Here is a 22,888-nt window from a genome sequence, read left to right as displayed (position 1 = left end):
CCTTTACCCATGACCTGCGAAACGGCGGCACGCGCCGCCGCTCAGGCTGCGGAACGCCCGAGCGGCGTTTCCGATCCATCGGCCCGGCAGGGGATGGGGTGGAGGGCGGCTCAGTTCTCGGCTTCGCCGTGCGCCGGCATGCCGCGCTGGTTGATCAGGATGATGAAGGTTGCGCTCGCCATGAGCGCGAGGGCAGCAACATCGCCGAAATGGTAGCCGATTCCGACCTGCATGCGGGCAACAACGGCGAGGCCTGCCAGGACGGCGAGGAGCCCGGCCCAGAGCCACAAGCGACCCGTGGCGTGCCCGGTGGACGGCAGGGTGGAGCGTTCGGCATTCTGCTGCGGCATGGAGGGACGTTCCTTCCTTCGGTTTGAAAGCCGCAGGTTGGCCGTCGTGCCGGGCACCAGAAGATGCCCGGCCCTCAACTCGGCGGGAGGTTCAGACCTCGTCCTCTGGCGGCGCGGCATGGACCATGCCCTTCTGGCTCGCCAGGATCATCGTCGTCGCGCCGAACATCGCGCCGAGGGTTATGATCTCGGCGAGGTAGTAGCCCTTGCCTAGACTGATGCTGATGAGGATGGCCAGGGCCGAGATGCCTAGGCCGATGCCGGTCCAGAGCCAGAGATTGCCGGTGATGTGGCCGATGATCGCGTTGTACATGGGGTGCCTCCCGTTTGGAGCATGCCCCCCGCCACGGCCATGCGCCGCCGGCGCGGCCGATGCTCAGGCGGATCATGCCCCTCCGCGATCTATGCGTAAATGATAATAATTCTATTTTCAGGATTCAGGCGCCGAAGGCGAAGCGGCTGCCGGTTGTGCAGAGCACCAGCGCCTGCGGCATCTCCCGCTTCGCGGCCTCGAGGAAATTCGGCCCGCTGCAATGCATTGGGAAGACGTGGTCGATGTCCTGGCGCTTCAGTTCGGCCATGATGCGGTCGAGGTAGTCCTGCGGCGCCGGGGCCAAGTGGAAGCCGCCGACCAGCGCATGGATCTTCTTTACGCCAGTCACCGCCCGGGCCTGGCTCATGGTGTTGAGGATGCCGGCATGGCCGCAGGAGGTGACGATCACCAGGCCGCGGCCCTTCAGGTTGTAGCAGGTGGCGTGCTCGTGCAGGTGCTGGTCGGGCACCGGCGTGCCGGCCAGCTCGGCCGGGGTGAAGTGGTGCTCGGCATACTTGCTCACGTCGCAGCCGCCGCCGTCCTGCTGGCCGAAGACGACCGAGGTATTGGGCAGCACGCGTTCCTGGCTGACCCGCGGGATGATGCCGGTGGTGAAGGCGTGGCCTTCGATCACCAACGGCTCCTCGCTCAGCACCGGCGTCACCCGCGCCGCCGCCAGCATCGACCGGTCCAGCCGGCCGAAGCTGGCGAAGGCGCCGTTGCCGGCCGGCGAGACGCGCTGGCAGAAGGCGTCCTCGCCGCCGAGATAGAGGCGGAGGTCGGATTTCATCCGCGCCCGGTGCTTCTCGAGAAATCCCTCCAGCCCGCCGAAATGGTCGAGATGGCCGTGGCTGGCGACCAGGGCATCCAGGCTGGCGGGATCGAGGCCGAGCAGCTCGAGGTTGTTGTTCAGCGTCTCCCCGGTCCAGCCGAAATCGAGCAGGAGGCGCTTCGTCTCGGCGCCCCGGGTGGACGCCATCCAGAGCGACAGGCCCCATTCGCTGCGCAGCACGCGGCGTTCCTGCGCGCCGCGGAAGCCGCGCACGCGTTCGATCCGCACGCCGGGGACCTGGGCGCCGCTGATGAAGACGTCGTGGTTGCCGTCGGTGACCACCTGGATGGACAGGCTGTCCACCTCCGGCGCCTCGATCCGCGGGGTCGCGGCGCCGGCCGGGAAGCCGGTGCAGGCGAAGGCGGCGGCAGCGGCGGAGCCCTGCAGCAGGCGGCGGCGTGGGATCATGGCGCGGTTCCTCCGTCGCGCAGCATGCGCGCGGGAAAACCGCGGCGGCTACGGCGTCGCGCAGTATGCGCGCGGGAGAACCGCCGCGGCTACGGCGTTGCGAAGGCCGGCCGGAAGGGCTGCGACTCGAGGAACCCGGCCGCGGCCTGCAGCACCAGGCTGTCCGCCAGCCGCGGTCCGGCGAGCTGCAGCCCGACCGGCAGGCCGGCCGCGGTCCGCCCGCATGGCACCGAGACCGCCGGCCCGTGGCTGAGGTTGAAGGGGTAGGAGAACTCGGCCCAGACCAGCCAGTCCCAGTCGTGGCGCTCCCAGTGCGGCGGCCGCTGCAGCCCGACGGGGAAGGCGGCGACGGAGGCGCTGGGCGTTGCCAGCAGGTCGAAGCCCGCGGTGCCGAACCAGTCGTTCACCGCCGCCGCATAGGCGATGCGGCGACCCTGCGCGGCGTGGCCGTCCATGAAGGAGAAATCGCGATAGGCCTCGGTGCAGGCGACCAGGCCGGGGTCCATCTGCGCCGCCTCGGCGGCATCCTTCGGCAGGAAGGGGCGATAGGCACCGCCCCAGATCCGCCGCTCCAGCGCCGGGCCGTCCGGCCCCCAGGGCGGCGTCACCTGCTCGACCGTGCCGCCGGCGGCTTCCAGCGCGCGCACCGCGGCCTCGACCAGCGCGGCGACCTCCGGATCGACGCGGGCATGGCCGAGATCGGGGCTATAGGCGATGCGGAGGCCGCGCACCCCGCCGGGCGGCACCTCGGCCGCGAAGGTCTCGCCCAGCGTGGTGTGGTCGAGCGGATGCGGGCCGGCCATGACCGAGAACATCAGCGCGGCATCGGCGACGCTGCGGGTGATGGGCCCGGCATGCGAGATGGCACCGTTGTTCGGGTGCGGCACGTAGGGCACCCGGCCGTAGGTCGGCTTGAAGCCGACCGCGCCGCAGAAATGCGCGGGCAGCCGGATCGACCCCGCGCCGTCGGTGCCGAGGTGCAGCGGCCCGCAGCCGGCGCCGGCCAGCGCCGCGGCGCCGCTCGACGACCCGCCCGAGGTGAGGCCATGCGCCCAGGGGTTGTGCGTCGCCCCGGTCAGCGGGTTGTGGCTGACCGCGGTCCAGCCGTGCTCGGTGCTGGTGGTCTTGCCGAGGACGATGGCGCCGGCAGCGCGCAGCCGGGCGACCAGCGGCGCGTCGGCCGTCGCCGGCGTGGCGTCCGAGAGGCGGGAGCCGCGCCGGGTCGGCAGGCCCGCGACCGCCTGGATGTCCTTGATGGTGACGGGCACGCCGTGCAGCGGGCCGAGCGTGGCGCCGCGCGTCACCGCTTCCTCCGCGGCGCGGGCGGCGGCGCGGGCGCCCTCGGCATCCAGCGCGGCGAAGGCGTTCAGCCTCGGCTCGCAGGCGGCGATGCGCGCCAGCACCGCCTCGGTGATCTCGACCGGCGAGGCGCGCCGCTCGCGCACCATCGCCGCCATCTCCACCGCCGTGGCGGTCGCCAGGTCGTCAGTCGGTCGTATCGCCATAGAGCCTATGGTGGCTCTCCAGCATGATCTCGTCCAGCCGGCGGCCGTCGCGGAAGCCGGCGAGGCCGGGCGGATAGGCAACGCCCTGCGGCATGCGCGGGCAGGGCTCGGCGGCGCCGATCACCTGGCGCACGGGGAAGCGCGCGGCGTAGATCGGCAGCGCGTAGTCCTCCTCCTCGTCGCCGACGCCCTTGGCGCGCACCTTGGCCGCGGCGCTCTCGATCTCCATGCCGACCACCATGGTCGCCTTCAGCTCCTGCGTGGTGCTGGGACGCAGCTCGGCGTTACGGCCGGGGTAGAAGCGGTCGATCATGGCGTCGAGCGCGCGCGCCTTGTGATCGAGGTCGTCGATGATATGCGCGGTGCCGAAGCACATGGCCGAGCGGTAGTCGACCGAGTGGTTGAAGCCGCAGCGCGCCAGCACGAGGCTGTCGAGGTGCGACACCGTCAGGCAGACCGGCAGGCCCGGCTTCTGCGTCCGCAGCATCCGGCTGGCCGAGGAGCCGTGCCAGTAGAGGTGCGTGCCCTCGCGCCAGAAGGCGGTCGGCGTGCAATAGGGCATTCCGTCGATGACATAGGCGATGTGGCAGAGCATCGCCGAATCCAGGATGGCATGCACGGAGGCATGGTCGTAGCGGGCGCGCTCGTGCAGGCGGCGGACCTTGTTGCGCGGGGTGACGGGGTAGCTGGCCCCCGGGCTGGGAAGATCTGGCATCGGGACACTCGGCAGGTTGGACAGGCTGCCGTGTCGCATGGATGATTGGACCGGCGCGAGGGCCAATCCCGGCCATCCCCGCTGGTCCATTGCCGATCCGATGCCCGAACCCGCCGAGCTTCTGCTGCCCGGCCTCGACCGCGCCAGCGCGGTGCCGATGCTGCGGCAGGTCTATCTGGCGCTGCGCGGCGCGATCCTGGCCGGCGCGCTGCCGCCGGGGGCGCGGCTGCCCTCGACCCGGGCGCTCGGGCTGCAATTGGGCCTCGCCCGCAACACCGTGGTCGCGGCCTATGACCAGCTTCTGGCCGAGGGCTTCGTCACCGGACGGGTCGGGGCCGGGACGCATGTCTCGGCCGGGTTGCCGGAAGGGCTGGAAGCCGCGCCGCCGCCGCCGCCCGCGGCACCCGCCGCGGTGCCCGCCTCGACCCTGCGCTTCCGCGCCGACCCGGCCTCGCCGCAGCCCTCCACCCGGCCCTTCAACACCGGCCGCACCGGCTGGGACGACAGGTCCCAGGCGGTCTGGCGCAGCCTGACCCTGAAGCGGCTCGGCACGCCGGACCCGGCGCTCTTCGGCTATGGCGACCCGCAGGGCGCGCGGCCGCTGCGGGAGGCGATCGCCGCCCATCTCCGCGCCGCCCGCGCGGTGCGCTGCGACCCCGACCAGGTGGTGGTGACCGCCGGCGCGCAGCAGGCGATCGATCTGGTGCTGCGGGTGCTGCTGGAACCGGGCGAGGCGGTCTGGGTGGAGGATCCCTGCTACCCCGCCCTCCGCGCGGCGCTGGCCGCGGCGCGCGCCGCCATCGTCCCCGTCCCGGTCGATGCCCAGGGGATGATGGTCGCGCGGGGGATCGCCGCGGCGCCGGCGGCACGGCTGGCCTATGTCACCCCGTCGTCGCAGTACCCGATGGGCGTCGTGCTCTCGATGGCGCGGCGGCTGGAACTGCTGGCCTGGGCGCGGCGCGCCGATGCCTTCGTGCTGGAGGACGACTACGACAGCGAGTTCCGCTATGCCGGGCGGCCCCTCGCGTCCCTGCAGGGCATCGACGACGCCGGCCGGGTCATCTATGTCGGCACCTTCAGCAAGGTGCTGTTCCCCGGCCTCCGGCTGGGCTACGCGGTGCTGCCGCCGTCGCTGCTCGACCCGGTACGCGCGGCGCGGCTGATGACCGACTGGCACCCGGCCGGGCTGGCCGAGGGCGTCGTCACCGACTTCCTGGCGGAGGGGCATTTCGCCCAGCACCTGCGGCGCATGCGGCTGCGCTACCGCGCCGGGCGGGACGCGCTGGTGGCGGCGCTGGCCGAGCACGCGCCGATGCTGGCGGTGGAGCCACCAGAGCAGGGGCTGAAGCTGCTGGCCCGGCTGCCGGACGGCATGGACGACGTGGCGCTGGCCGCGGCCGCGGCGCGGCGCGGGGTGGTGGCGCGGCCGCTGAGCCCGATGTTCCTGGGGGCGCCGCCGGTCCGCGCCCTGCTGCTCGGCTTCTCCGGCCATGAGCCCGGCGCGCTGCGCTGGGCGGCGCGGGAGCTCGGGGCGGCGACCGGCGGGTGAGGCCGGCCGCCATGGCGGGGAGGCGCGGCCCCCCGCCCTTGCCTCAGTGCCGGCCGATCCGGTCGGCGGGCGAATAGACGACACAGGCGGCGCCGGCGTCGTTGGCGAAGAAGGCCGATCAGGATGGCCTGCTTGCCGTCGCCGTTCATGTCGCCGGACGCCGCAACCGAGACTGGGGCGCAGTCGTAGGCAGCCTCGCCGCAGATCTTCCATCCGCAGGTGACGGCCGCGACGGCGTCAAGGTCGACCTGGGTGCCGCTCGACCTGCCCCAGACGACGTGGGCGGCGCCGCTGCCGCCATCGAACCGGTCGTCGCCGGCGCTGCCGAGCAGGGTGTGGCGGCCGGCATCGGCCCGGAACGCCGCGTCGTCGCCGGCCGCAAGGGCGCTTGCGTCCTGCAGGCCGTCGCCGCCCGCACCGGTGAAAGCCCGTTGCGCTGCGCTGCCTCAGGCCGCCCCCACCCTTCGGCCGGGGCAGCGGCGGCCAGGCCGCGGTGTCAGCCCCGCATCAGCTTCCGCGCATTGGCCTGCACCCGGCGATGCGCCGGCGCCATCGCCGCCTCGAACACCGCATGGCCCATCTGCCCGGCCAGCATCGCCTGGCTGGCGGCCATGGCGCCGGCGGTGAAGGCCTTCTGCTTCTCGAGTGCATAGCCGGTCAGCCGCGCCTGGGCCTCGGCCGGTTCGGTCCACAACTGCATGCTGCGAAGGGTGAAGACGAAGGCGGTCTGCCAGGCAAGGGTCGCGGTGGTGAAAGGATTCAACGCCTGGTCTCTCCGTACGGATCGGCGAACAAAGCAGGGACCGGGCTACGGAGTTCCCGCAACCCGGCCCAGTTATAGTCGCCCCGCCGCGAGCCGGCAGGCTTTTTCCGGTCGCAGCCTAGAGCGCCGCGAGCGCGGCCTCGGCCTTGCTCACTTCGAAGGCGCCCGGCGCCTCGACGGCGATGTGCGTGACCTTGCCGTTCTTCGCCACCAGCACGAAGCGCTGGCTGCGCACGCCGAGGCCGCGGGCGACCAGGTCGAGCTCGAGCCCGAGCTTCTTCGTGAAATCGGCGCTGCCATCGGCCAGCATCATCACCTTGTCGCCGACGCCCTGGTCCTTGCCCCAGGCGCCCATGACGAAGGCGTCGTTCACCGCGATGCAGGCGACGGTGTCGACGCCCTTGGCCTTCAGCGCGGCGTAGTTCTCCACGTAGCCCGGCAGGTGCTTGGCCGAGCAGGTGGGGGTGAAGGCGCCGGGCACGCCGAACAGCACGACGGTCTTGCCGCCGAACAGCTCCTCGGTGCTGATCTCCTTCGGGCCTTCGGCCGTGCCCTGCATCAGCCTGGCCGACGGGATGCTGTCTCCGACCTGGATCGTCATGGGTTGGTCCCTTCCTCCGCTTTGCGGTCCCGAAGGGTGTAGTGGCTTCCGCTGGTCCTGTCACCGCGGGCCGCTCGCGGTTCCGTTTCCCGGCACTTTTCCGCCGGTGACAGGTTGCGGCGCAGGGGGCCCGCGATGCTTGCGCGCCGGCCGCGCCGCAGCCATCTTGGATGCATGGCAAGACGCGTGCGACCCGGAACGATGACGCGCTCCTCCCGCCAGGAAGGCTATCTCGGCGGGCAGGTATTGATCGCGATGCCCAGCCTGCAGGACCCGCGCTTCTCCCGCACGGTCATCTGCCTCTGCGCCCATTCGCCGGACGGGGCGATGGGCATCGTGCTGAACAAGCCGCTGGAAGGGCTTTCCTTCGACGAACTGCTGAAGCAGCTCGGCCTGCAGCCGGTGCCGCCGCAGCGGCGCATCCGGCTGTTCCAGGGCGGCCCGGTGGAAGGCGGCCGCGGCTTCGTGCTGCATACCCGGGACTGGTCGAACGACCAGTCGCTGCAGGTCGCGGACGACCTCGCGCTGACCGCCAGCGTCGACATCCTCTCGGCCATCGCCGGTGGCGGCGGCCCGCGCGAGGGCATCCTGGCGCTCGGCTATGCCGGCTGGGGCCCCGGCCAGCTGGAGGACGAGATCCAGGCCAATTCCTGGCTCTCCGTCACCCCGGACGAGGCGCTGCTGTTCGGCGAGGATGGCGAGCGCAAGTGGCTGCAGGCCATGGCCAAGCTGAAGGTTGACCCCGCCCTGCTCTCGGGCGCCGCCGGACACGCCTGACGGCGGGCGATCAGGCAAAAGGCGGGATGTCGGCCGCGTCGATCTTTCCCGCCGCGCCGACGACGGTCAGGGTGCCGCCGGCATGGGCGACGACGGCATTGGTGCCGCTAGCGGTGATAACAGGGCCGCCGATGCCGTGCAGGCCGAGCGGCGTCGGGGCGCGCGCATCGATCAGGTCGCTGCCGTCCTGCCAGTCGGGGATCGCGTCGCTGCCGCCGGCGCGGTGCAGCCGGTCGGTGCCGGTTCCGCCATAGAGCAGGTCCGCCCCGCCGTTGCCGGCAACGTGGTCGTCCCCGGCGCCTGCCGGGAGGACGCCGGGGGATTGTTGCCACCGATCGAAGCCGGATCTCACCCCCCGGCCCGCCTGACCGCCCGCAGCGCCACCTGCGCCCCGATCGCCCCGGCCAGCATCCAGGCCCCGGTGGCGATGCCCGCGCCGCCCTCCGTCACCCCGGCCAGCACCGTTGCCAACGCCCCCGCCCCCATCTGCAGCGCGCCGATCAGCCCGGAGGCCGTGCCCGCCAGCATCGGCCGCACGCTGATCGCCGCCGCCCCACCGCGCTCGGCTGGGTCATGCCGTTGCCGATGGCCACCAGCGCCATGGGGATGAAGAAGCCGAGCAGGCTGGGCGGCGCCAGCAGCGGCAGGGCCAGGGCCAGCGCGCCGGCGGCGACCGTGACGCCGCTGCCGATCCGCAGCATCCGCCCGGTGCCGAGCCGGCCGACCAGCCGCGCCGCGGTGAAGGTGCCGCTCGACCAGCCGACCGAGACCAGCATCATGGCGATGGCATAGCTGGTCGGCGCATGGCCGAGCCCCTGCACCACCACCACAGGCCCGCCCGCGGCGAAGGAGAAGAACATCGAGGTGGCGCAGGCGGTGATGCCGCAATAGGCGCGGAAGACCGGAATGCGCAGCAGCGTCCGATAGGCGCCGAGCAGCCCGCCGAGCCCCGGCAGCGGCGCTGGCTGGACCAGCGTCTCCGGCAGCTTCGCGCGTACCGCGACCAGCAGCGGCAGGCCGAAGACCAGGCAGGACAGCATCGTGGCGCGCCAGCCGAAATGCTCGTGCAGCAGGCTGCCGATGATCGGCGAAAGCATCGGTGCCACCGCCATGGCGGTGCTGACATAGCCGAGCACCGCCGCCGCCCGCTCGCGCGGGTAGCTGTCGCGGATCATGGCGCGGCCGAGCACCAGGCCTGCGCAGCTGCCGACCGCCTGCAGCACCCGCGCCACGATCAACCAGGTGGCGGAGGGTGCCAGCGCCGCGCCGACGCTGCCGACGAGGTAGATGCAGAGCCCGGCCAGCAGCAGCGGCTTCCGCCCGTAGCGGTCGGACAGCGGTCCATAGACCAGCTGCGCCAGCGCCACGCCCACCAGGTAGAGCGTCAGGGTGAGCTGGATGGTCGCATAGGGCACGGCGAGCGCGACCGCGAGCATCGGCAGGCTCGGGATCAGGATCTGCATGGTGAAGGGGCCGAGCCCCGTCATCGCCACCAGCAGGACTATGGAGGGTTTCGGCCTGGCCGCCGGCGCGGCGGCGGCATCGGGCGGGGCGAGGAGACTGTCCGGGAGGTCGCGTGGGCTCACCGGCGGGTCCTAGGCCGGATGCGGCGCCGCGGCCAATCACGCCGGCCCCGGCAGCGCTGCGCCTCAGGCCGCGATGCCCGGCCGCACCGCCCGCCGCCGGCCGCCCTGGCGCGCGGCCAGCCCGGCCAGGATCGCCAGCGCCGCCAGGTTGGCGGCGATCCCGACCCGCCAGGCCACCGCATAGCTGCCGAAGCCGTCGTACAGCACGCCGGCCAGCCAGGCCCCGGCCGCCATGCCCGAGAGGCTGAGGAAGAGCAGGCAGGGCACGCGCCAGGCCGCCTCGGCGGCGGGAAAGAGCTCCCGCACCGCCAGCACATAGGCCGGCACGATCCCGCTGAAGCCGAGGCCGAAAAGCCCTGCCACCAGGAACAGCCCGGCCTCGTCCTGCGTCGCCAGGAAGGCGACCATGCCGAGGGCCTGCAGGACATTGCCGGCCAGCACGGTGTTGAGCCCGCCGATCCGGTCCGCCACCCAGCCCCAGGCCTGCCGCGCCAGGAAGGCCATGGCCAGCAGCAGGGAGAGCATCAGCGCGCCCTGCCGCGCGGCGATGCCGAGGTCGCCGCAGAAGGCGACCAGGTGCGCCGCCGGCATCGCCATCGGGATGCAGCAGAGGAAGGAGGCGACCGCCAGCAGCAGCAGCGCGGCATTGGCCGGCAGGCCGAGCACCCGCCCGCCCGCCGGCGGCCCCGCCGCGGCGCTGCCCGGGGCCGGCAGGGCGGGCGGCGGCGGCAGCCAGGCGGCGATCGGCATGATCACCACGGCCGCCAGCAGCCCGTAGCCCAGCATGGTCCGCTGCCAGCCGATGCCGGCCACCGCGCGCTCGAACAGGCTGGGCCAGAGCGCGCCGGCGACATACTGGCCGGAGGAGACGAGGGCGATCGCGGTGCCGCGCCTTCGGTCGAACCAGTGCGAGACATGCGTCATCAGCGGCGCGTAGAGCGCCCCGTTGCCGAGCAGCCCGATCAGCAGCCCGTAGCCGAGCACGAGCTGCCAGGCGGCGCCGCCCGAGGCGAGCGCGCAGCCGGCCGCGATCATCGCCCCGCCGAGCAGGCCGGTCAGCCGGGCCGAGGTGCGGCCGGCGATCCAGCCCATGCCGATGCCGCCCAGCCCGGCGCCGAAATAGGCCGCCGAGGCGGCGAGGGAGGGCACCGCCCGCACCGCGCCCAGGTCCTCGGCGATCGGCACCAGCGCGACGACGAGCAGTTGCGGCGCGCCGAAGGACACCGCGAGGATGGCGGTGGCGGCGATGGCCGTCGCCCAGGCGGCGCGTCCCTCGACCGCCGGGCCATCCGGGGCGCGCGCTTCCGGGCCGCGCTGCTCGCCGTTTCCCTGCACCATGCCGCTCCTTGGGCGGCTCCTGCCGCGCCGGCATCAGGCCATGGCCGCCGGGCGATGCCCAGGGGCGCCGCGTGCGGCGCCGCATGGGCCGGCGCCCGGCATCAAATCGGAACGGGTTGCAAGAAACGGGTTGCAAGACCGGCAGAACCAGGCCAGCGGCGAGGTCCCGGTCCGGACCATGGACGGCGGCATCTTCCTGCGCGGCGACACGGTGCTCACGCCGCCGGCCGGCTTCGGCTGGAAGGTCCTCGGCACCGGCGACTTCGGCGGCGATTGGCGGTCGGACATCCTTTGGCGGCACGCGCTGACCGCCGCGAGAGGAGCCACCGAGCTGCAGGTCTGGACGATGCACGGGCTGTTGGTCGCCCATCCCTGCACCCTCGCCTGCGTGCCGGACGGCTGGCACGCGGCATGACGCCCGCGGCACCGCCACAGGACGACGAGCCGGTTCGGCGCACCGCGCCGGTCTGTAGCCCGCACAGCAGGGTCACGCCCTGCTCCTCCACGTCCTGCTCCGGCGCGCTTGCTAATCCCGGGCCGGCAGCGACGGATCCTGCGCCGCGTCCGGCAGCTCGGGCGGCGCCGGCCAGGACCAGGCCGGCAACTGCGCCAGCCGCATCCGCGCCGCCGTCAGCACCCGGTCCTCCAGCGTCAGCGGCACCTCCAGCTCGGCCGGGCCGCCCGCCGCCGGGGTCCGGCTGAGCAGGCGGAGCACGGTCCGCCCGGTCGCCGCCGCCTGGCGGGTCAGCAACCCGGCCTGCGCCGCGGCCTGCAGCACCTCCCCCGCGCCGGCCACCCGCAAAGTCCCGGCGCCCATCGGCTGCAGGCCTTCGTCCAGGGTCAGCGTCGCCGTGCCGCTCGCAGCCAGCGGCCCCCAGCGCAATTGCAGCCCGCGCAGCGCCAGCGTCCCGCCGCCGTCCCGCCAGGCCTCCGCCTTGGCGGCCGGGCCGCGGCCGGGCGGCACCGGGCCGGTCAGCGCCAGGTCCAGCGCCGCCTCCGCCACCGCGCGTCCCAGCACGCCGACCGCCGGCGCCAGCCCGCCCGCCTCGCCCGGCGGCAGCAGCAGCTGGGATGCGGCGACCCGCAGCGCCACCGCCGGCTCGCCCTCGATCGCGGTCATCCGGGTCTCGACCTCGAGCATGGCGTCACCCGCCTCGACAGTGCCGGCCGGGGTGCCGAGCCGCAGCCGCCCGGCGTCCAGCCGGGCCTCTCGCGGCAGCACCCCGGCTTCCAGCGGCAGGGTCGCGGCCAGCCGGTCGGCGGCGAAGGGCAGCTCGATCGCGCCGAGCCGCAGCCGGTGCCGACCCGGCATCTCCACCACCAGCCGGTCGAGCCGCGGCGGCGCCAGGCGCAGCACCAGCGCATCCGCCTGCCACTCGATCGCCCCGGCCATCCCCGCGACCGGCCCGACGGCCGGGGTGCCGTCGCCGGACAGCCGGAACCGCGGCAGGGTCAGGGTCGCCGCCAACGGCCAGCCGCCGCGCAGCGGCGGCGCATGGTCCAACCGCCAGCCGAGCGCCCGGCGCTGCGCCGCCCAATCCTGGAACCCGGCTTCCAGCTGGCCGGCCATCCAGCGCCAGAGCAGCGCATGCCCGGCCGCCAGCAGCGCCGCCGCCAGCCCGAGCCCGAGCAGGCCGCGCAGCAGCAGCCGGCCCGGCCTGGGCCGCGGGCGGGTTGGGCGGGTTGGGCGGGAGGGTGGGTTGAGGGCCATTCCGCCGGTCGATATACGCCCCCCCAGCCAATGGCGGCGAGACGCCCCCGCCCGGCCCGGAGACCGCCCGACCCGCATGCCCAGCCGATCGCTCGACCCGGACGGCCATCTCTATGTCTTCGGCTATGGCTCGCTGATCTGGCGGCCCGGTTTCGCCCATGCGGCGGCGCATCCCGCCCTGCTGCGCGGCTTCCACCGCCGTTTCTGCATCTGGAGCCGGATCTACCGCGGTTCGCCGGAGGCACCGGGCCTGGTGCTCGGGCTCGACCGCGGCGGCGCCTGCCGGGGCGTCGCCTTCAGCGTCCCGGGGCGGGAGGCCGCGGCGGTGCTCGACTACCTCGATGCGCGGGAGAACATCGGCGACGAGGTCGTCTATGCCCGCCGCCTGCTGCCGGTGCGGCTGCTCGACAGCGGCCGGACGGTTCGCGCGGTGACTTACGTGGTGGAACGCGGCAGCGCGCATTACTGCCGGCCGGCGGCCGAGGAAGCGGCCCGGGCGATTGCACGCGGCATCGGCCAGGCCGGGGCGAACCGCGACTACCTGCTGAACACGGTGACGCATCTGCGGGCGATGGGGGTGCGGGATGCCGGGCTGGACCGCATCGCCGCGCTGCTGCCGCCGGCCCCGGACACCATCCCGCAAGGCCCGCCGGAGGCTGGTTGAACCTGTCCGTGTCGCAAGGCGGACGGTTTGTCCACAATGCCCCTGAAAGGGCTTTCCCCAGGTCTCGTCATGGTTGCAGCGGGTCCGGACCCATGCCGCCCCGGACCCAGGTCCTGCGCAAAATACTTAGTAAAATCAAATGGTTATGACAAATAAATTCTGTGGATAACTGCCGTGGGGCTTGGTGGGTGCGGCGAAAAACCGGCCGATTGCAGCGACTTGCGCTCGCATGCTGGAGTCAGCGGCGAAGCGTCGCGGTGGGGCTTTCCACCGGCTTATCCACAGCTTGCTCCCCAGCCGTGCCCAGGACTGGTTCCGGCCCTGGTTCTCCCCCTGGTTCTCCCCCTGGCCCCGGCTCGATCGCCGCCGCCAGCCGGGCGAGCAGCTCAGCCCGCGGCAATCCCGCCGGCAGGGCCGGGCGCACCAGGATGCGGATGGTGCCCGGCCGCTTGCGGAAGGCGCGGCGGCCCCAGCAGACGCCGCTGTCCGTCGCCACCGGCACGATCGGCAGGCCAGTCGCCGCCGCCAGCGCGGAGATGCCGGGCTGGATCACCCCGCGCACTCCCGGCGCCACCCGCGTGCCCTCGGGGAAGATGACGATCTGCCGGCCTTCGGCCGCCGCCGTCTTGCCGGCCTTGGCCAGGTGCCGCACCGCGCTGGGCCCGGCCGACCGGTCCACCGCGATCTGCCGCGTCTTCCGCGCGAACCAGCCCCAGACCGGCACCCAGAGCAGCTCCTTCTTCAGGACATAGGTGACATCCGGCAGCAGGCCGAACCAGATGAAGGTGTCGAAGGCCGACTGGTGCTTCGAGGCGATGAGCGCGCCGCCGGCGGCCGGCAGGTGCTCCCGCCCCTCCACCTGCAGGCGGATGCCGCAGATCGCGCGCAGCAGCGCGACGTTCATCCAGGCATAGAAGCGCATCAGCGGCGCCAGCCATTGCCGCGGCCCGAGCAGCAGCGGCAGGCTGATCAGCCCCAGGATCAGCGTCAGCAGCCAGAAGGCCAGGTTGAACAGCAGCGAACGCAGCCAGATCATGATCTCGTATCCAGGGGCCCCGGCGCCGGGCCGGACAGCCCGGCCCGCACCGCGAGGTATTTCAGGTATTCGCGCAGCAGCAGCGACCAGGTCCGCAGCCGCCCGGCCGCCCCCGCGTCGCGCAGCGTCGCCGGCAGCATCGGATGCGGCAGCAGCGCCACCTCCGGCAGGGCGCGGCGCAGCTCCAGCAGCGCCCGCGGCATGTGGTAGCCCGCGGTGACCACGCGGATCGAGCGCAAATGCTCCGCCCGCGCCCAGGCCGCGATCTCCGCCGCGTTGCCGCGCGTGGTCGTCGCCTCATGCCCCAGCGCGACGCGGCCCGCCAGGTCGCCCGGCCCCAGCGCGGCCCGATGCGCCAGGTCCGCCAGGGTCACGTCGCGATGCACGCCGGAAACCAGCAGCACCCGCGCCCGCCCCTCCCGCAGCAGCCTGAGGCCGGTCTCGACGCGCTCCGCCCCGCCGGTCAGCACGGCGATGCCGTCGGTCGGCCGCTCCGGCTCGGCCGGGCCGGCCGCCGCGAGCGCCAGGAAATGGACGAAGCCGAGCACCAGCAGCAGCCCGGGCAGCACCGGCAGCAGCAGCAGCGCCAGCCGGCGGCGGCTCATGGCAGCCGCCGCAGCCAGCGCCGCAGCGTGACCTGCGCGGTCAGCCAGCCGATCAGCGCCGCCGCCGGCGGCAGCAGGGCAAGCTCCGCCCAGGGCAGGCTGCCCCAGGGCAAGCCGGCCCAGAACTGGTAGGCGCCGGAAGGGTCCGCCACCCCGGCCGCCGCGCCGCCCAGCAGCGGCGCCGCCAGGCCGGCGAAGCCGGCCAGCACCGGCGCCGCCACCAGCGTGCCGGCCAGCGCCCCCAGCCCGACCAGCAGCGCGACGCGCTGGGCGAAGCGGCCGGCGATGTCGCCATCCGTGGCGCCGAGGGCATGCAGGATGGCGATCGCCTCCCGCCGGGCCGAGATCCCCGCCCGCACCGCGACCGCGACCACGGCCGTGGCGATGCCGGCGACCAGCAGCAGCGCGGCCAGTGCCACCGCTTCCAGGCTGCGCGCCAGGGCCAGCAGCCGGGCGACCCAGACGCCATGCGCCTCGACCGTCGCCCCCGGCACCGCCGCGGCGATGCGGGCGCCGAGCGCGGTGGCATCGGCCGGCAACCGGGCCAGGCGCAGCTCGATCACCACCGGCAGGGGCAGCGCCGGCGCCTCGCCCAGCCAGGGCCGCAGCAGCGCCGCCAGCCGGGCCGGGTCGGCCAGCCGCGCCTCGGCGATCTCCGGCAGGGCAGCGAGCGCGGCCAGCGGCCGGTCGGTGCGGGCGCCGTGCGGCAGCTGCACGGTCAGCGCGGTCGCCGCCCCGCCTTCCCAGCGGGCGGCCAGGTCGGCGGCGCCGCGCGCCCCGGCCAGGGTCAGCGCCGCCAGCAGCGCCATGGCGGCGACCAGGGCCGGCAGCAGCCGGTCCGACAGCACGCGGCGCAGCCCGAGCGGATCACGGCCGCGGCTGCGGCGCAGCTTCATCGCCACGGCTCCGATCGGCTCGGTTTCAACTGCCCCGCCTCACCTGCCAGGATGCGGACACCTCGCGCGCGCGGGCCGGCCGGGTCCGCCGCGGCGCCGGGATGCTCCGCCCGGCGGCATGCCTCAGGCATGCGAGACCAGCCGGCCCTCGGCCAGGCGCAGGGCCGGCGCCGGGTATTCCGCCACCAGGCCCTCGGCATGCGTCGCCACCACCACCGTGGTGCCCATCCGGTGCATCTCCTGCAGCAGCGACAGCACCCGGCGGGCCTGCGGCACGTCGAGGTTGCCGGTCGGCTCGTCCGCCACCAGCAGGGCCGGGCGCATCACCACGGCACGGGCGATCGCCACCCGCTGCTGCTCGCCGCCCGACAGCGCCGCGGGCGCCGAGTCGGCCTTCGCGTGCAGCCCGGCCCAGCGCAGGATCTCGGTCACGTCGGCGCGGCTCTGCGCCTCCGCCCGGCCTGCCACCCGCAGCGGGAGGGCGACGTTGTCGAAGACGGACAGATGCGGCAACAGGCGGAAATCCTGGTAGACCACGCCGATCCGCCGGCGCAAGGCGGGCAGCGCGCCGCGCCGGGCGCGGGACAGCGGGATGCCCAGCACCTCGACCTCCCCCCGGCTCGGCCGCGCCGCCAGGTGCATCAGCCGCAGCAGGGACGACTTGCCGGCGCCCGAGGGGCCCAGCAGCCAGTGGAAGGTCCCGGCCTCCAGCAGGAAATCGAGGTCGCGCAGGACCTCCGGCCCCGTTCCCCCGTAGCGCAGCCCCACATCCCCGAAACGCACCATGGCGCGGACAATGCCGATGCGGCGGGGCAGCGCCAAGGGTTGATGCCGCGCGGCGAAGAGGCGCTTGCGGCAGAAGGGCCCGACCGTCACATTGCCACAACGATGCGTATCATTTGCCCGGCCTGCGCGGCCGCCTACGAGGTTCCGGACCGGCTGATCGGCACCGGCCGCAGCCTGCGCTGCAAGACCTGCGGGCATGCCTGGCGGGTGCAGCCCGAGGATGGCGCGGCCGGGTCGCCGGCGCCCGGGTCAGCCGCCCCACCACCCGCCCCCTCTCCCGCCTTCGCGCCGCTGGCCGGTCTTGGGGCACTGCCGGACCCGCCGCCCCAAGCCCCCCCGCCGGGCCTGTCCGGCCTCCACCGCGCGCCGCAGCTGATCGACCCGCCGCTGCCGCAGCCGCCGGACGGGGCCGGCCGGGGCGACCCGGCGCTGCGCCTGGCATGGGCGGCCTCGCTGCTCGCGGTGCTGGGGATGGGCACGGCGCTGTGGCTGTTCCGCGCCGAAATCGTCGGCGCCTGGCCACCGGCGGCGCGCCTGTACCTGATGTTCGGGGTGACGGCGATCGGCTGAGGCCGCCGGTCGCGGCAGGCCTGCCGCGCGGGCGCATCGCGGCCTGCTTCGCCGCAGCCGGCCCGGCGGGCGTCCTGCCCGGGACAGCGGCGCGGGCCGCTCCGTTCGACCTGGCCGGTCAAGTCGCGAAAGCCAAGGGTCCTGCCACCGGACGTCCGGCCTCGACCATCGTTCGACGAACCGACTCCTGCCAGGTCGCAGGTCGGGACAGGGCGGAGCGCAGCCAAAGGGCCGAAGCAGCTTGATGTGCGAAAACGCACAACAAAAACCTATTAATTTATATTTCTACTTTCTTAAACGCTCTCGACATGAAAAAATGTTGCGAGATGCGAAACAGCAACGCGGTTCATCATTCATGACTCTCATTGGGGACAGTGCCGGCAGCACCATCACCGGCGGCCTCGGCTCGGATCTGATTGTCGGCGGCGGCGGCCTGGATATCCTCATCTATGACGGCCTGCCCGACGGCTACGACCTGACCGCCACATTCACCGCGCTGGGCAGCGGCACCATCCAGAAGCGCCTGTCCGGCACGGTCTCGGGCACCGATACCATCTCCGGCATTTCCGTCGTCGCCGCCGGCGCCGGCCATGACCTGTTTGACTTCTCCGCCGCCTCCGGCCCGAGCAGCATCGACGGTCCCATCCTCGCGGTGCGGCCCGGCGCGGGCGATGACATCGTCAATGCCGGCGGCCTCGCCGGGGTCGAGCTCGACTATTCCCAGGCCGGGGACGCCGTCTCCATAAGGCTGCAGGTCGAGCTTGATGCCGACGGCCACCGCATCGGCCGGGCGCGCGACGGCGACGGCGGGGTCGACACCCTGATCGACGTCCTGCGGGTGCGCGGCTCCGACTTCTCGGACCGGCTGATCGGGGGAAGCGGTGACGATACCTTCCTCGGCAGCCTGGGCGGCGACACCCTGCTCGGCGCCGGCGGCAGCAACAGCCTCGACTATGCCGGCCTCGCCGGGAGGACGGTGACCGTCACGCTGAGCGGCACCGGCACCGGCATCGCGGTCAAGAGCGGCGGCGGCGGGACCGACCGCTTCATCGCCTTCGGTGTGATCACCGGCACCGACGGCGCCGACAGCATCAAGGGCTTCGCGGGCACGACGGAACTGCAGGTGCTGCGCGGCATGGGCGGCGCGGACACCATCGACGGCGCCAACAACCTGCTGAACCTGGTCGACTATTCGCTGGGCACCGGGCGCGTGTCGATCAACCTCGGGACGGAGCGCGCCACCGATGATTCGGGCAGCCTCGATGTCCTGCAGAACGTGCTGCATGTGCGCGGCTCGGCCTATGACGACCTCATCACCGGCAGCGGCCGCGGCGAGTACTTCGACGCCAGCCTGGGCAGCGACACCTATGCCGGCGGCGGCGGCACGGATACGCTCAGCTACGCCGGGCTGGCCGGGCGAACCGTCACCGTCCGGCTGACCGCCGACGGCGCCGGCACCGTGGCCAAGAGCGGTGGCGGAGCCGACAGGTTCGCCGGGATCCACGTCATCGAGGGCACCGCGGGAGGCGACATCCTCAAGGGCTTCGCCGGCGCGACCCAGGTGACGCTGCTGCGCGGCCTGGGCGGCATCGACTCGATCGACGGCGCCGGCAATGTCCTGAACGTCCTCGACTACTCCGGCAGCGTCGCGATCGGGGTGAACCTCACGACGGGCGTGGCCGCCGATGGCGCCGGCAGCTACGACATGCTCTACCACGTCCGGGCGGTGGTCGGGTCGCGCTACGACGACGTCATGGTCGGCAGCGCCGATGCGGATGTCTTCCATGGATCGGGCGGCAACGACAGCTATACCGGCAATGCCGGCCTCGACACCCTGGACTACGGCCAGTCCGCCACCCCGATCACGCTGGCCTGGACCGGGGCGGACGCGGCTACGGTCGCCAAGGGTGCCGCCGGCGGGACGGACAGCCTCACCGGCATCGAGCGGGTGGTGGGCAGCGCCGCGGGCGACAGCTTCACCGGCCATGCGGCGCTCGTCGCCGACACCTACGTCTCCGGCGGTCAGGGCAACGACACCATCGATGCCGGCGGCAGCGCCTTCCTCGTCGCCGACTACCGGGACGGCCCGGCCATCATCGCCGATCTCGGCGCCGGCACGGTGCAGGAAGCCTATGCCACGCCGAGTGCCGACAGGCTGATCGGCGTGGTGCAGCTGCGCGGCTCGGCCTTCGCCGACAGCATCGTCGGCAGCGCCGGCAACGACGTCCTGCACGGCGGCGCCGGCGACGACACCATCAAGGGCGGCGCGGGACACGACACCGCCGTGCTCGGCGGAACACGCGCCGCGACGACGCTGACCCACCATGCGGATGGCAGCTGGACCGCCACCGGCCCGGACGGCACCGACACGCTGCGCGACGTCGAGGCGGTGCGGTTCACCGACGGCACCGTCCAGCTCCGCACCGCCGAACGGGACTTCGACGGCGACGGCCAGAGCGACATCCTGTTCGACAGCACGCAGGCCAGTCCCGGCTACCGCACTCTGGCGCAATGGCATGTCACCGGCGGGGCCTTCGACCATGGCGACAGCTTCACCATCATCGACCCGGGCTGGAGCGTCGCCGCCACCGGCGACTTCGACGGCAATGGCCGCGCCGACCTGCTCTGGCACATGCCGGACGGCACGGCGGCGATCTGGCTGCTGAACGACAGCGGCACTGGCTACGGCAGCGGCGGCACCATCTACCGGCCCGCGGCCGGCCAGGCCTTCGACATCGCCGGGGTCGGCGACCTCAACGGCGACGGTCGCTCGGACATCCTGTTCAGCCGCGTCGAGTCCTTTGCCGGGCATGACTACCGCACCGTCTCGCTCTGGCAGATGGACGGGCTGGGCGGCGCCGGCGGCGGCGCCATCGCGGCGGTCGATGCGAGCTGGTCGGTCGCCGGCATCGGCGACTTCGACGGTGACGGCCGGTCGGATATCCTCTGGCGCGACGCCGACAGCAGCATCGCGATCTGGCGGATGGACGGCACGAGCTTCCTCGGCGGCGGCACGGTCTCGACCCCGGGCACGGACTGGGTGGTGGCGGGCGTCGGCGACTTCGACGGCGACGGCCGCTCGGACATCCTGTTCCAGGACGGCAGCGGCAACGTCGCGGGCTGGCGCATGGACGGCACCACGGTGCTCGAGGGCCGGACCGTGACAGCCATGTCGCGGGCTGGCGGGTTGCGGCGGTCGGCGACTACGACGGTGACGGCCGCTCGGACATCCTCTGGCGGCAGGATCCCCTGGCCGGCCGGAGCGTCACCGAGGCGCAGGTCTGGACCATGCACGGGCTGGATGTCGTCGCGGCGCAGCGGCTCGCCTATATCGACAACGGCTGGCACATGGTCTGACACCGGGGCACCGGCCCGCGGCGCGGCTCAGGCCGCGTCCGCCTTCAGCACCTCGCCGGCCAGATAGAGGCTGCCGCAGACCAGCACCCGGGCGGGCGGGCCGCCGCGCGGGATAGCGGCCAGCGCCGCGGCCACGGTCGGGCCGGGGCGGGCCAGGCCGCCGCTTGCCTCCACGATGCGCTCGACCGGCGTCGCCAGGTGCTGGCCGGGCTCCGCCACCGCCCAGAGCGTCGCCGCATGCGGCAGCAGCGGGCGGAGGAAGTCGACCACCGCCTTGCCGCCCTTCATCCCGACGACCAGGTGCACCGGCCGGTCGGCCCAGCGGGCGAGCTGGGCCGCGAGCGCCAGGCCGCCGCCGGCATTGTGCCCGCCATCCAGCCAGAGTTCCCACTCCGCGGGCAGCGATGCCGCCAGGGCGCCGTGCAGCCGCTGCAGCCGGCCCGGGTTCTCGGCCGTGGCCAGGCCGGCGGCGGTCGCCGCAGCGTCCAGCCAGGGCGGCGCCCAGGCGCGCAGCGCAGCGATAGCGATGCCGGCATTGTCCGCCTGGTGCGGCCCGATCAGGCCGGGCGGCGGCAGGTCCAGCACCCCGGCGGTATCGGCGTAGCGCAGCCCGCCGGGGATTTCCCCAATCGTCCAGGCCGCGCCGCGGGCCAGCAGCGGGGCGCCCCGCGCCGCGGCCTCGGCGGCGAGGACGCCGAAGGCCGCCGGGTCCTGCGCCCCGGTCGCGCAGGGCACGCCGGGCTTCAGGATGCCGGCTTTCTCGAAGGCGATCTTTGCCAGTGTGTCGCCGAGGAAATCCATGTGGTCCATGGAGATGCTGGTGATCGCCGTGACCGCCGGGCGGTCGATCACGTTGGTCGCGTCGAACCGCCCGCCGAGGCCGACTTCCAGCACCAGCAGATCTGCGGGGATGCGGCTGAACAGCAGGAAGGCGACGGCGGCGATCACCTCGAAGACGGTGATCGGGGCGCCGGCATTCACCGCCTCGACCTCCTCGAGCGCGGCGGCCAGCACATCCTCCTCCACCAGCCGACCCGCCAGACGGATGCGCTCGTGGAAGCGGACCAGGTGGGGCGAGGTGAAGACATGGACCCGCTGGCCCGCGGCTTCCGCGACGGCGCGGAGGAAGGCGCAGGTGCTGCCCTTGCCGTTGGTCCCGGCGACATGGACCACCGGCGGCAGGGCGCGCTCCGGATGGCCGAGCGCCGCCAGCAGCCGCTGCAGCCGCCCCAGGCTGAGGTCGATCAGCACCGGGTGCAGCACGTGCAGCCGGTCGAGGATGGCTTCTGACCGGCTCATCGGAGCCTCACTCGGCCGGGCCGGCGCTTTCCGGCTCGGCGGGGGCGGCAAGGTGCAATGGCGCCGGGCTCATCGGCTCGGTGGCGGTCTCCTCCGGCAGGCGTTCCGGCAGGCGCAGCAGGCCGATCAGGCGCGCCAGCGTCGCGCGCATCTCGCCGCGCTTTACCACCATGTCGAGGATGCCGTGCTCCAGCAGGTATTCGGCCCGCTGGAAGCCTTCCGGCAGCTTCTCCCGCACCGTCTGCTCGATGACGCGGGCGCCGGCGAAGCCGATCATGGCGCCCGGCTCGGCGATCTGGACGTCGCCCAGCATGGCGAAGCTCGCCGTCACGCCGCCGGTGGTCGGGTCGGCCAGCACCACGATGAAGGGCAGCCCGGCCTCCTTCACCATGCGGGTGGCGATGACGGTGCGCGGCATCTGCATCAGGCTGATGGCGCCTTCCTGCATGCGCGCGCCGCCCGAAGCGGTGAAGACGATCAGCGGGCTGTCCTGCAGCACCGCCAGGCGCGCGGCGGTGACCAGCGCCTCGCCCACGCCGGCGCCCATGGATCCCCCCATGAAGCTGAACTCGAAGACCGCGGCGACGACGCGGTTGCCCTCGATGGCGCCATGCGCGACCACCACGGCATCCTCCTGCCCCGCCTTGGCCTGGGCTTCGCGCAGGCGTTCACCATAGCGGCGCTGGTCGCGGAAGCGGAGCGGATCGGCCGGGGCCTTCGGCAGCTCGATCCGCTGCCATCCCTCATCCAGCGTGTAGTCCAGCCGCTGCCGGGCGCCGACCCGCATGTGGTGGCCGCAATGCGAGCAGACATGCAGGTTCCGCTCGAGGTCGCGGTGGAAGATCATCTGCTCGCAGGCCGAGCACTTGTGCCAGAGGTTTTCCGGCACCTCGCGCGGCGCGCCGAAGAGCGTCTTGATCTTCGGCAGCGCCCATTCGCTGATCCAGTTCATCGAATCCTCACGACCATGGGGCCGGAGTAGGCGCGGCGCCCCCCGGGATGCAAGGGGGGACTGCGGCCAGGGTCATTCCGGTGGAGTCACCCCGCCCGGATCGCCTCGGCCAGTCCGCGCACCTGGTCGAGCACCTGGCGCACCGTCTCCGGCCGCGCCCTTCTGTCCTCGTCGAGGCTGGCGGCCAGGGTGTCGACCAGCGCGGTGCCGACCACCGCGCCGTCGGCCAGCCGCGCCGCCTCGGCGGCCTGCTGCGGCGTGCGGATGCCGAAGCC

At 73.5% G+C, this 22,888-nt stretch carries 25 protein-coding genes; 6 read left to right on the top strand and 19 right to left on the bottom strand.

Features of this window, described 5'->3' with window-relative positions; translation table 11 throughout:
- Positions 1-110 precede the first annotated feature (110 nt).
- The 5 genes from E2C06_RS11220 to E2C06_RS11200 all read right to left on the bottom strand — a co-directional run bounded on the left by E2C06_RS11220 (position 111) and on the right by E2C06_RS11200 (position 4,123).
- Positions 111-350, bottom strand: a complete 240-nt coding sequence (locus E2C06_RS11220; protein WP_165982332.1) for an LPXTG cell wall anchor domain-containing protein — start codon at positions 348-350, stop codon at positions 111-113.
- A 91-nt stretch (positions 351-441) separates the two neighbouring features.
- Positions 442-663, bottom strand: a complete 222-nt coding sequence (locus E2C06_RS11215; RefSeq protein WP_133288697.1) for a hypothetical protein — start codon at positions 661-663, stop codon at positions 442-444.
- A 124-nt stretch (positions 664-787) separates the two neighbouring features.
- Positions 788-1,903, bottom strand: coding sequence for an MBL fold metallo-hydrolase (locus tag E2C06_RS11210; RefSeq protein WP_133288696.1), 1,116 nt, complete (start codon positions 1,901-1,903; stop codon positions 788-790).
- Positions 1,904-1,992: 89 nt separating this feature from the next.
- Positions 1,993-3,408 carry an amidase family protein gene (locus E2C06_RS11205; RefSeq protein WP_133288695.1) on the bottom strand — a complete coding sequence of 472 codons (1,416 nt, stop codon included), beginning with the start codon at positions 3,406-3,408 and terminating at the stop codon, positions 1,993-1,995.
- Positions 3,389-4,123, bottom strand: coding sequence for a pyridoxamine 5'-phosphate oxidase family protein (locus E2C06_RS11200; RefSeq protein ID WP_133288694.1), 735 nt, complete (start codon positions 4,121-4,123; stop codon positions 3,389-3,391). The genes E2C06_RS11205 and E2C06_RS11200 overlap by 20 nt, the downstream gene beginning before the upstream one ends.
- 37 nt (positions 4,124-4,160) lie before the next feature.
- On the opposite strand from E2C06_RS11200, the gene pdxR reads away from it, so the two are divergent.
- Positions 4,161-5,672 carry a MocR-like pyridoxine biosynthesis transcription factor PdxR gene (pdxR, locus tag E2C06_RS11195; protein WP_241671218.1) on the top strand — a complete coding sequence of 504 codons (1,512 nt, stop codon included), beginning with the start codon at positions 4,161-4,163 and terminating at the stop codon, positions 5,670-5,672.
- Positions 5,673-6,168: 496 nt separating this feature from the next.
- Here the strand turns inward: pdxR and E2C06_RS11190 are convergent, their stop codons facing one another.
- Together E2C06_RS11190 and E2C06_RS11185 are read right to left on the bottom strand one after the other, a co-directional pair.
- Positions 6,169-6,435, bottom strand: a complete 267-nt coding sequence (locus tag E2C06_RS11190; RefSeq protein WP_133288693.1) for a hypothetical protein — start codon at positions 6,433-6,435, stop codon at positions 6,169-6,171.
- Positions 6,436-6,553: 118 nt separating this feature from the next.
- A complete protein-coding gene (locus tag E2C06_RS11185; protein ID WP_133288692.1) occupies positions 6,554-7,036 on the bottom strand; it encodes a peroxiredoxin in 483 nt (160 codons plus the stop codon).
- 201 nt (positions 7,037-7,237) lie between these two features.
- Here E2C06_RS11185 and E2C06_RS11180 point away from each other — a divergent pair, with 201 nt between their 5' ends.
- The gene (locus E2C06_RS11180; protein ID WP_133288691.1) at positions 7,238-7,813 is read left to right on the top strand and encodes a YqgE/AlgH family protein; all 576 of its coding nucleotides are present in this window, start codon (positions 7,238-7,240) and stop codon (positions 7,811-7,813) included.
- A gap of 10 nt (positions 7,814-7,823) precedes the next feature.
- Here E2C06_RS11180 and E2C06_RS11175 read toward each other — a convergent pair whose 3' ends face one another.
- From E2C06_RS11175 to E2C06_RS11160, 4 genes are all read right to left on the bottom strand, one after another.
- Complete coding sequence (locus E2C06_RS11175) at positions 7,824-8,165, bottom strand: calcium-binding protein (protein WP_133288690.1); 342 nt, start codon at positions 8,163-8,165, stop codon at positions 7,824-7,826.
- On the bottom strand, positions 8,162-8,341 hold the full coding sequence (locus E2C06_RS11170; protein ID WP_133288689.1) for a hypothetical protein: 180 nt from the start codon (positions 8,339-8,341) through the stop codon (positions 8,162-8,164). The genes E2C06_RS11175 and E2C06_RS11170 overlap by 4 nt, the downstream gene beginning before the upstream one ends.
- A complete protein-coding gene (locus E2C06_RS11165; protein WP_133288688.1) occupies positions 8,314-9,399 on the bottom strand; it encodes a multidrug effflux MFS transporter in 1,086 nt (361 codons plus the stop codon). Before E2C06_RS11165 ends, E2C06_RS11170 begins: the two co-directional genes overlap by 28 nt.
- Positions 9,400-9,462: 63 nt before the next feature.
- Positions 9,463-10,737, bottom strand: a complete 1,275-nt coding sequence (locus tag E2C06_RS11160; protein WP_133288687.1) for an MFS transporter — start codon at positions 10,735-10,737, stop codon at positions 9,463-9,465.
- A 130-nt stretch (positions 10,738-10,867) separates the two neighbouring features.
- On the opposite strand from E2C06_RS11160, the gene E2C06_RS11155 reads away from it, so the two are divergent.
- Positions 10,868-11,152 carry a hypothetical protein gene (locus E2C06_RS11155; protein WP_133288686.1) on the top strand — a complete coding sequence of 95 codons (285 nt, stop codon included), beginning with the start codon at positions 10,868-10,870 and terminating at the stop codon, positions 11,150-11,152.
- A 111-nt stretch (positions 11,153-11,263) separates the two neighbouring features.
- On the opposite strand, the gene E2C06_RS11150 is transcribed toward E2C06_RS11155, so the two are convergent.
- A complete protein-coding gene (locus tag E2C06_RS11150; RefSeq protein WP_165982331.1) occupies positions 11,264-12,448 on the bottom strand; it encodes a DUF2125 domain-containing protein in 1,185 nt (394 codons plus the stop codon).
- 76 nt (positions 12,449-12,524) lie between these two features.
- Between E2C06_RS11150 and E2C06_RS11145 the strand changes: the two genes are divergently transcribed.
- Complete coding sequence (locus E2C06_RS11145) at positions 12,525-13,112, top strand: gamma-glutamylcyclotransferase (protein ID WP_133288684.1); 588 nt, start codon at positions 12,525-12,527, stop codon at positions 13,110-13,112.
- A gap of 238 nt (positions 13,113-13,350) precedes the next feature.
- On the opposite strand, the gene E2C06_RS11140 is transcribed toward E2C06_RS11145, so the two are convergent.
- The 4 genes from E2C06_RS11140 to E2C06_RS11125 all read right to left on the bottom strand — a co-directional run bounded on the left by E2C06_RS11140 (position 13,351) and on the right by E2C06_RS11125 (position 16,435).
- On the bottom strand, positions 13,351-14,148 hold the full coding sequence (locus E2C06_RS11140; protein ID WP_133288683.1) for a lysophospholipid acyltransferase family protein: 798 nt from the start codon (positions 14,146-14,148) through the stop codon (positions 13,351-13,353).
- A complete protein-coding gene (locus E2C06_RS11135; protein WP_133288682.1) occupies positions 14,145-14,753 on the bottom strand; it encodes a YdcF family protein in 609 nt (202 codons plus the stop codon). Before E2C06_RS11135 ends, E2C06_RS11140 begins: the two co-directional genes overlap by 4 nt.
- Positions 14,750-15,649, bottom strand: coding sequence for a cell division protein FtsX (locus tag E2C06_RS11130; RefSeq protein ID WP_133288681.1), 900 nt, complete (start codon positions 15,647-15,649; stop codon positions 14,750-14,752). The genes E2C06_RS11135 and E2C06_RS11130 overlap by 4 nt, the downstream gene beginning before the upstream one ends.
- A 123-nt stretch (positions 15,650-15,772) precedes the next feature.
- Positions 15,773-16,435 carry a cell division ATP-binding protein FtsE gene (locus tag E2C06_RS11125; RefSeq protein WP_133288804.1) on the bottom strand — a complete coding sequence of 221 codons (663 nt, stop codon included), beginning with the start codon at positions 16,433-16,435 and terminating at the stop codon, positions 15,773-15,775.
- Positions 16,436-16,537: 102 nt separating this feature from the next.
- Here E2C06_RS11125 and E2C06_RS11120 point away from each other — a divergent pair, with 102 nt between their 5' ends.
- Positions 16,538-17,005: a zinc-ribbon domain-containing protein gene (locus E2C06_RS11120; protein ID WP_165982330.1), complete on the top strand. Its 468-nt coding sequence runs from the start codon at positions 16,538-16,540 to the stop codon at positions 17,003-17,005.
- A gap of 355 nt (positions 17,006-17,360) precedes the next feature.
- On the top strand, positions 17,361-20,429 hold the full coding sequence (locus E2C06_RS11115; RefSeq protein WP_133288679.1) for a beta strand repeat-containing protein: 3,069 nt from the start codon (positions 17,361-17,363) through the stop codon (positions 20,427-20,429).
- Here the strand turns inward: E2C06_RS11115 and E2C06_RS11110 are convergent.
- The 3 genes from E2C06_RS11110 to E2C06_RS11100 form a co-directional block, all read right to left on the bottom strand.
- Positions 20,390-21,661, bottom strand: coding sequence for a bifunctional folylpolyglutamate synthase/dihydrofolate synthase (locus E2C06_RS11110; protein ID WP_133288678.1), 1,272 nt, complete (start codon positions 21,659-21,661; stop codon positions 20,390-20,392). The genes E2C06_RS11115 and E2C06_RS11110 overlap by 40 nt on opposite strands.
- Before the next feature lie 7 nt (positions 21,662-21,668).
- Positions 21,669-22,613 (bottom strand): acetyl-CoA carboxylase, carboxyltransferase subunit beta, encoded by a 945-nt coding sequence (gene accD / locus E2C06_RS11105; protein ID WP_133288677.1) that lies wholly within the window; start codon positions 22,611-22,613, stop codon positions 21,669-21,671.
- An 86-nt stretch (positions 22,614-22,699) separates the two neighbouring features.
- On the bottom strand, positions 22,700-22,888 hold a 189-nt coding region (locus tag E2C06_RS11100; protein WP_193560448.1), incomplete at its 5' end, for a tryptophan synthase subunit alpha.

Origin of the sequence: Dankookia rubra (assembly GCF_004355005.1) — a bacterium.
Taxonomy (GTDB): Bacteria; Pseudomonadota; Alphaproteobacteria; order Acetobacterales; family Acetobacteraceae; genus Paracraurococcus; species Paracraurococcus ruber_A.
The sequence above is the reverse complement of the archived record's forward strand: the minus strand, read 5'-3'. Positions and strand labels throughout refer to the sequence as shown.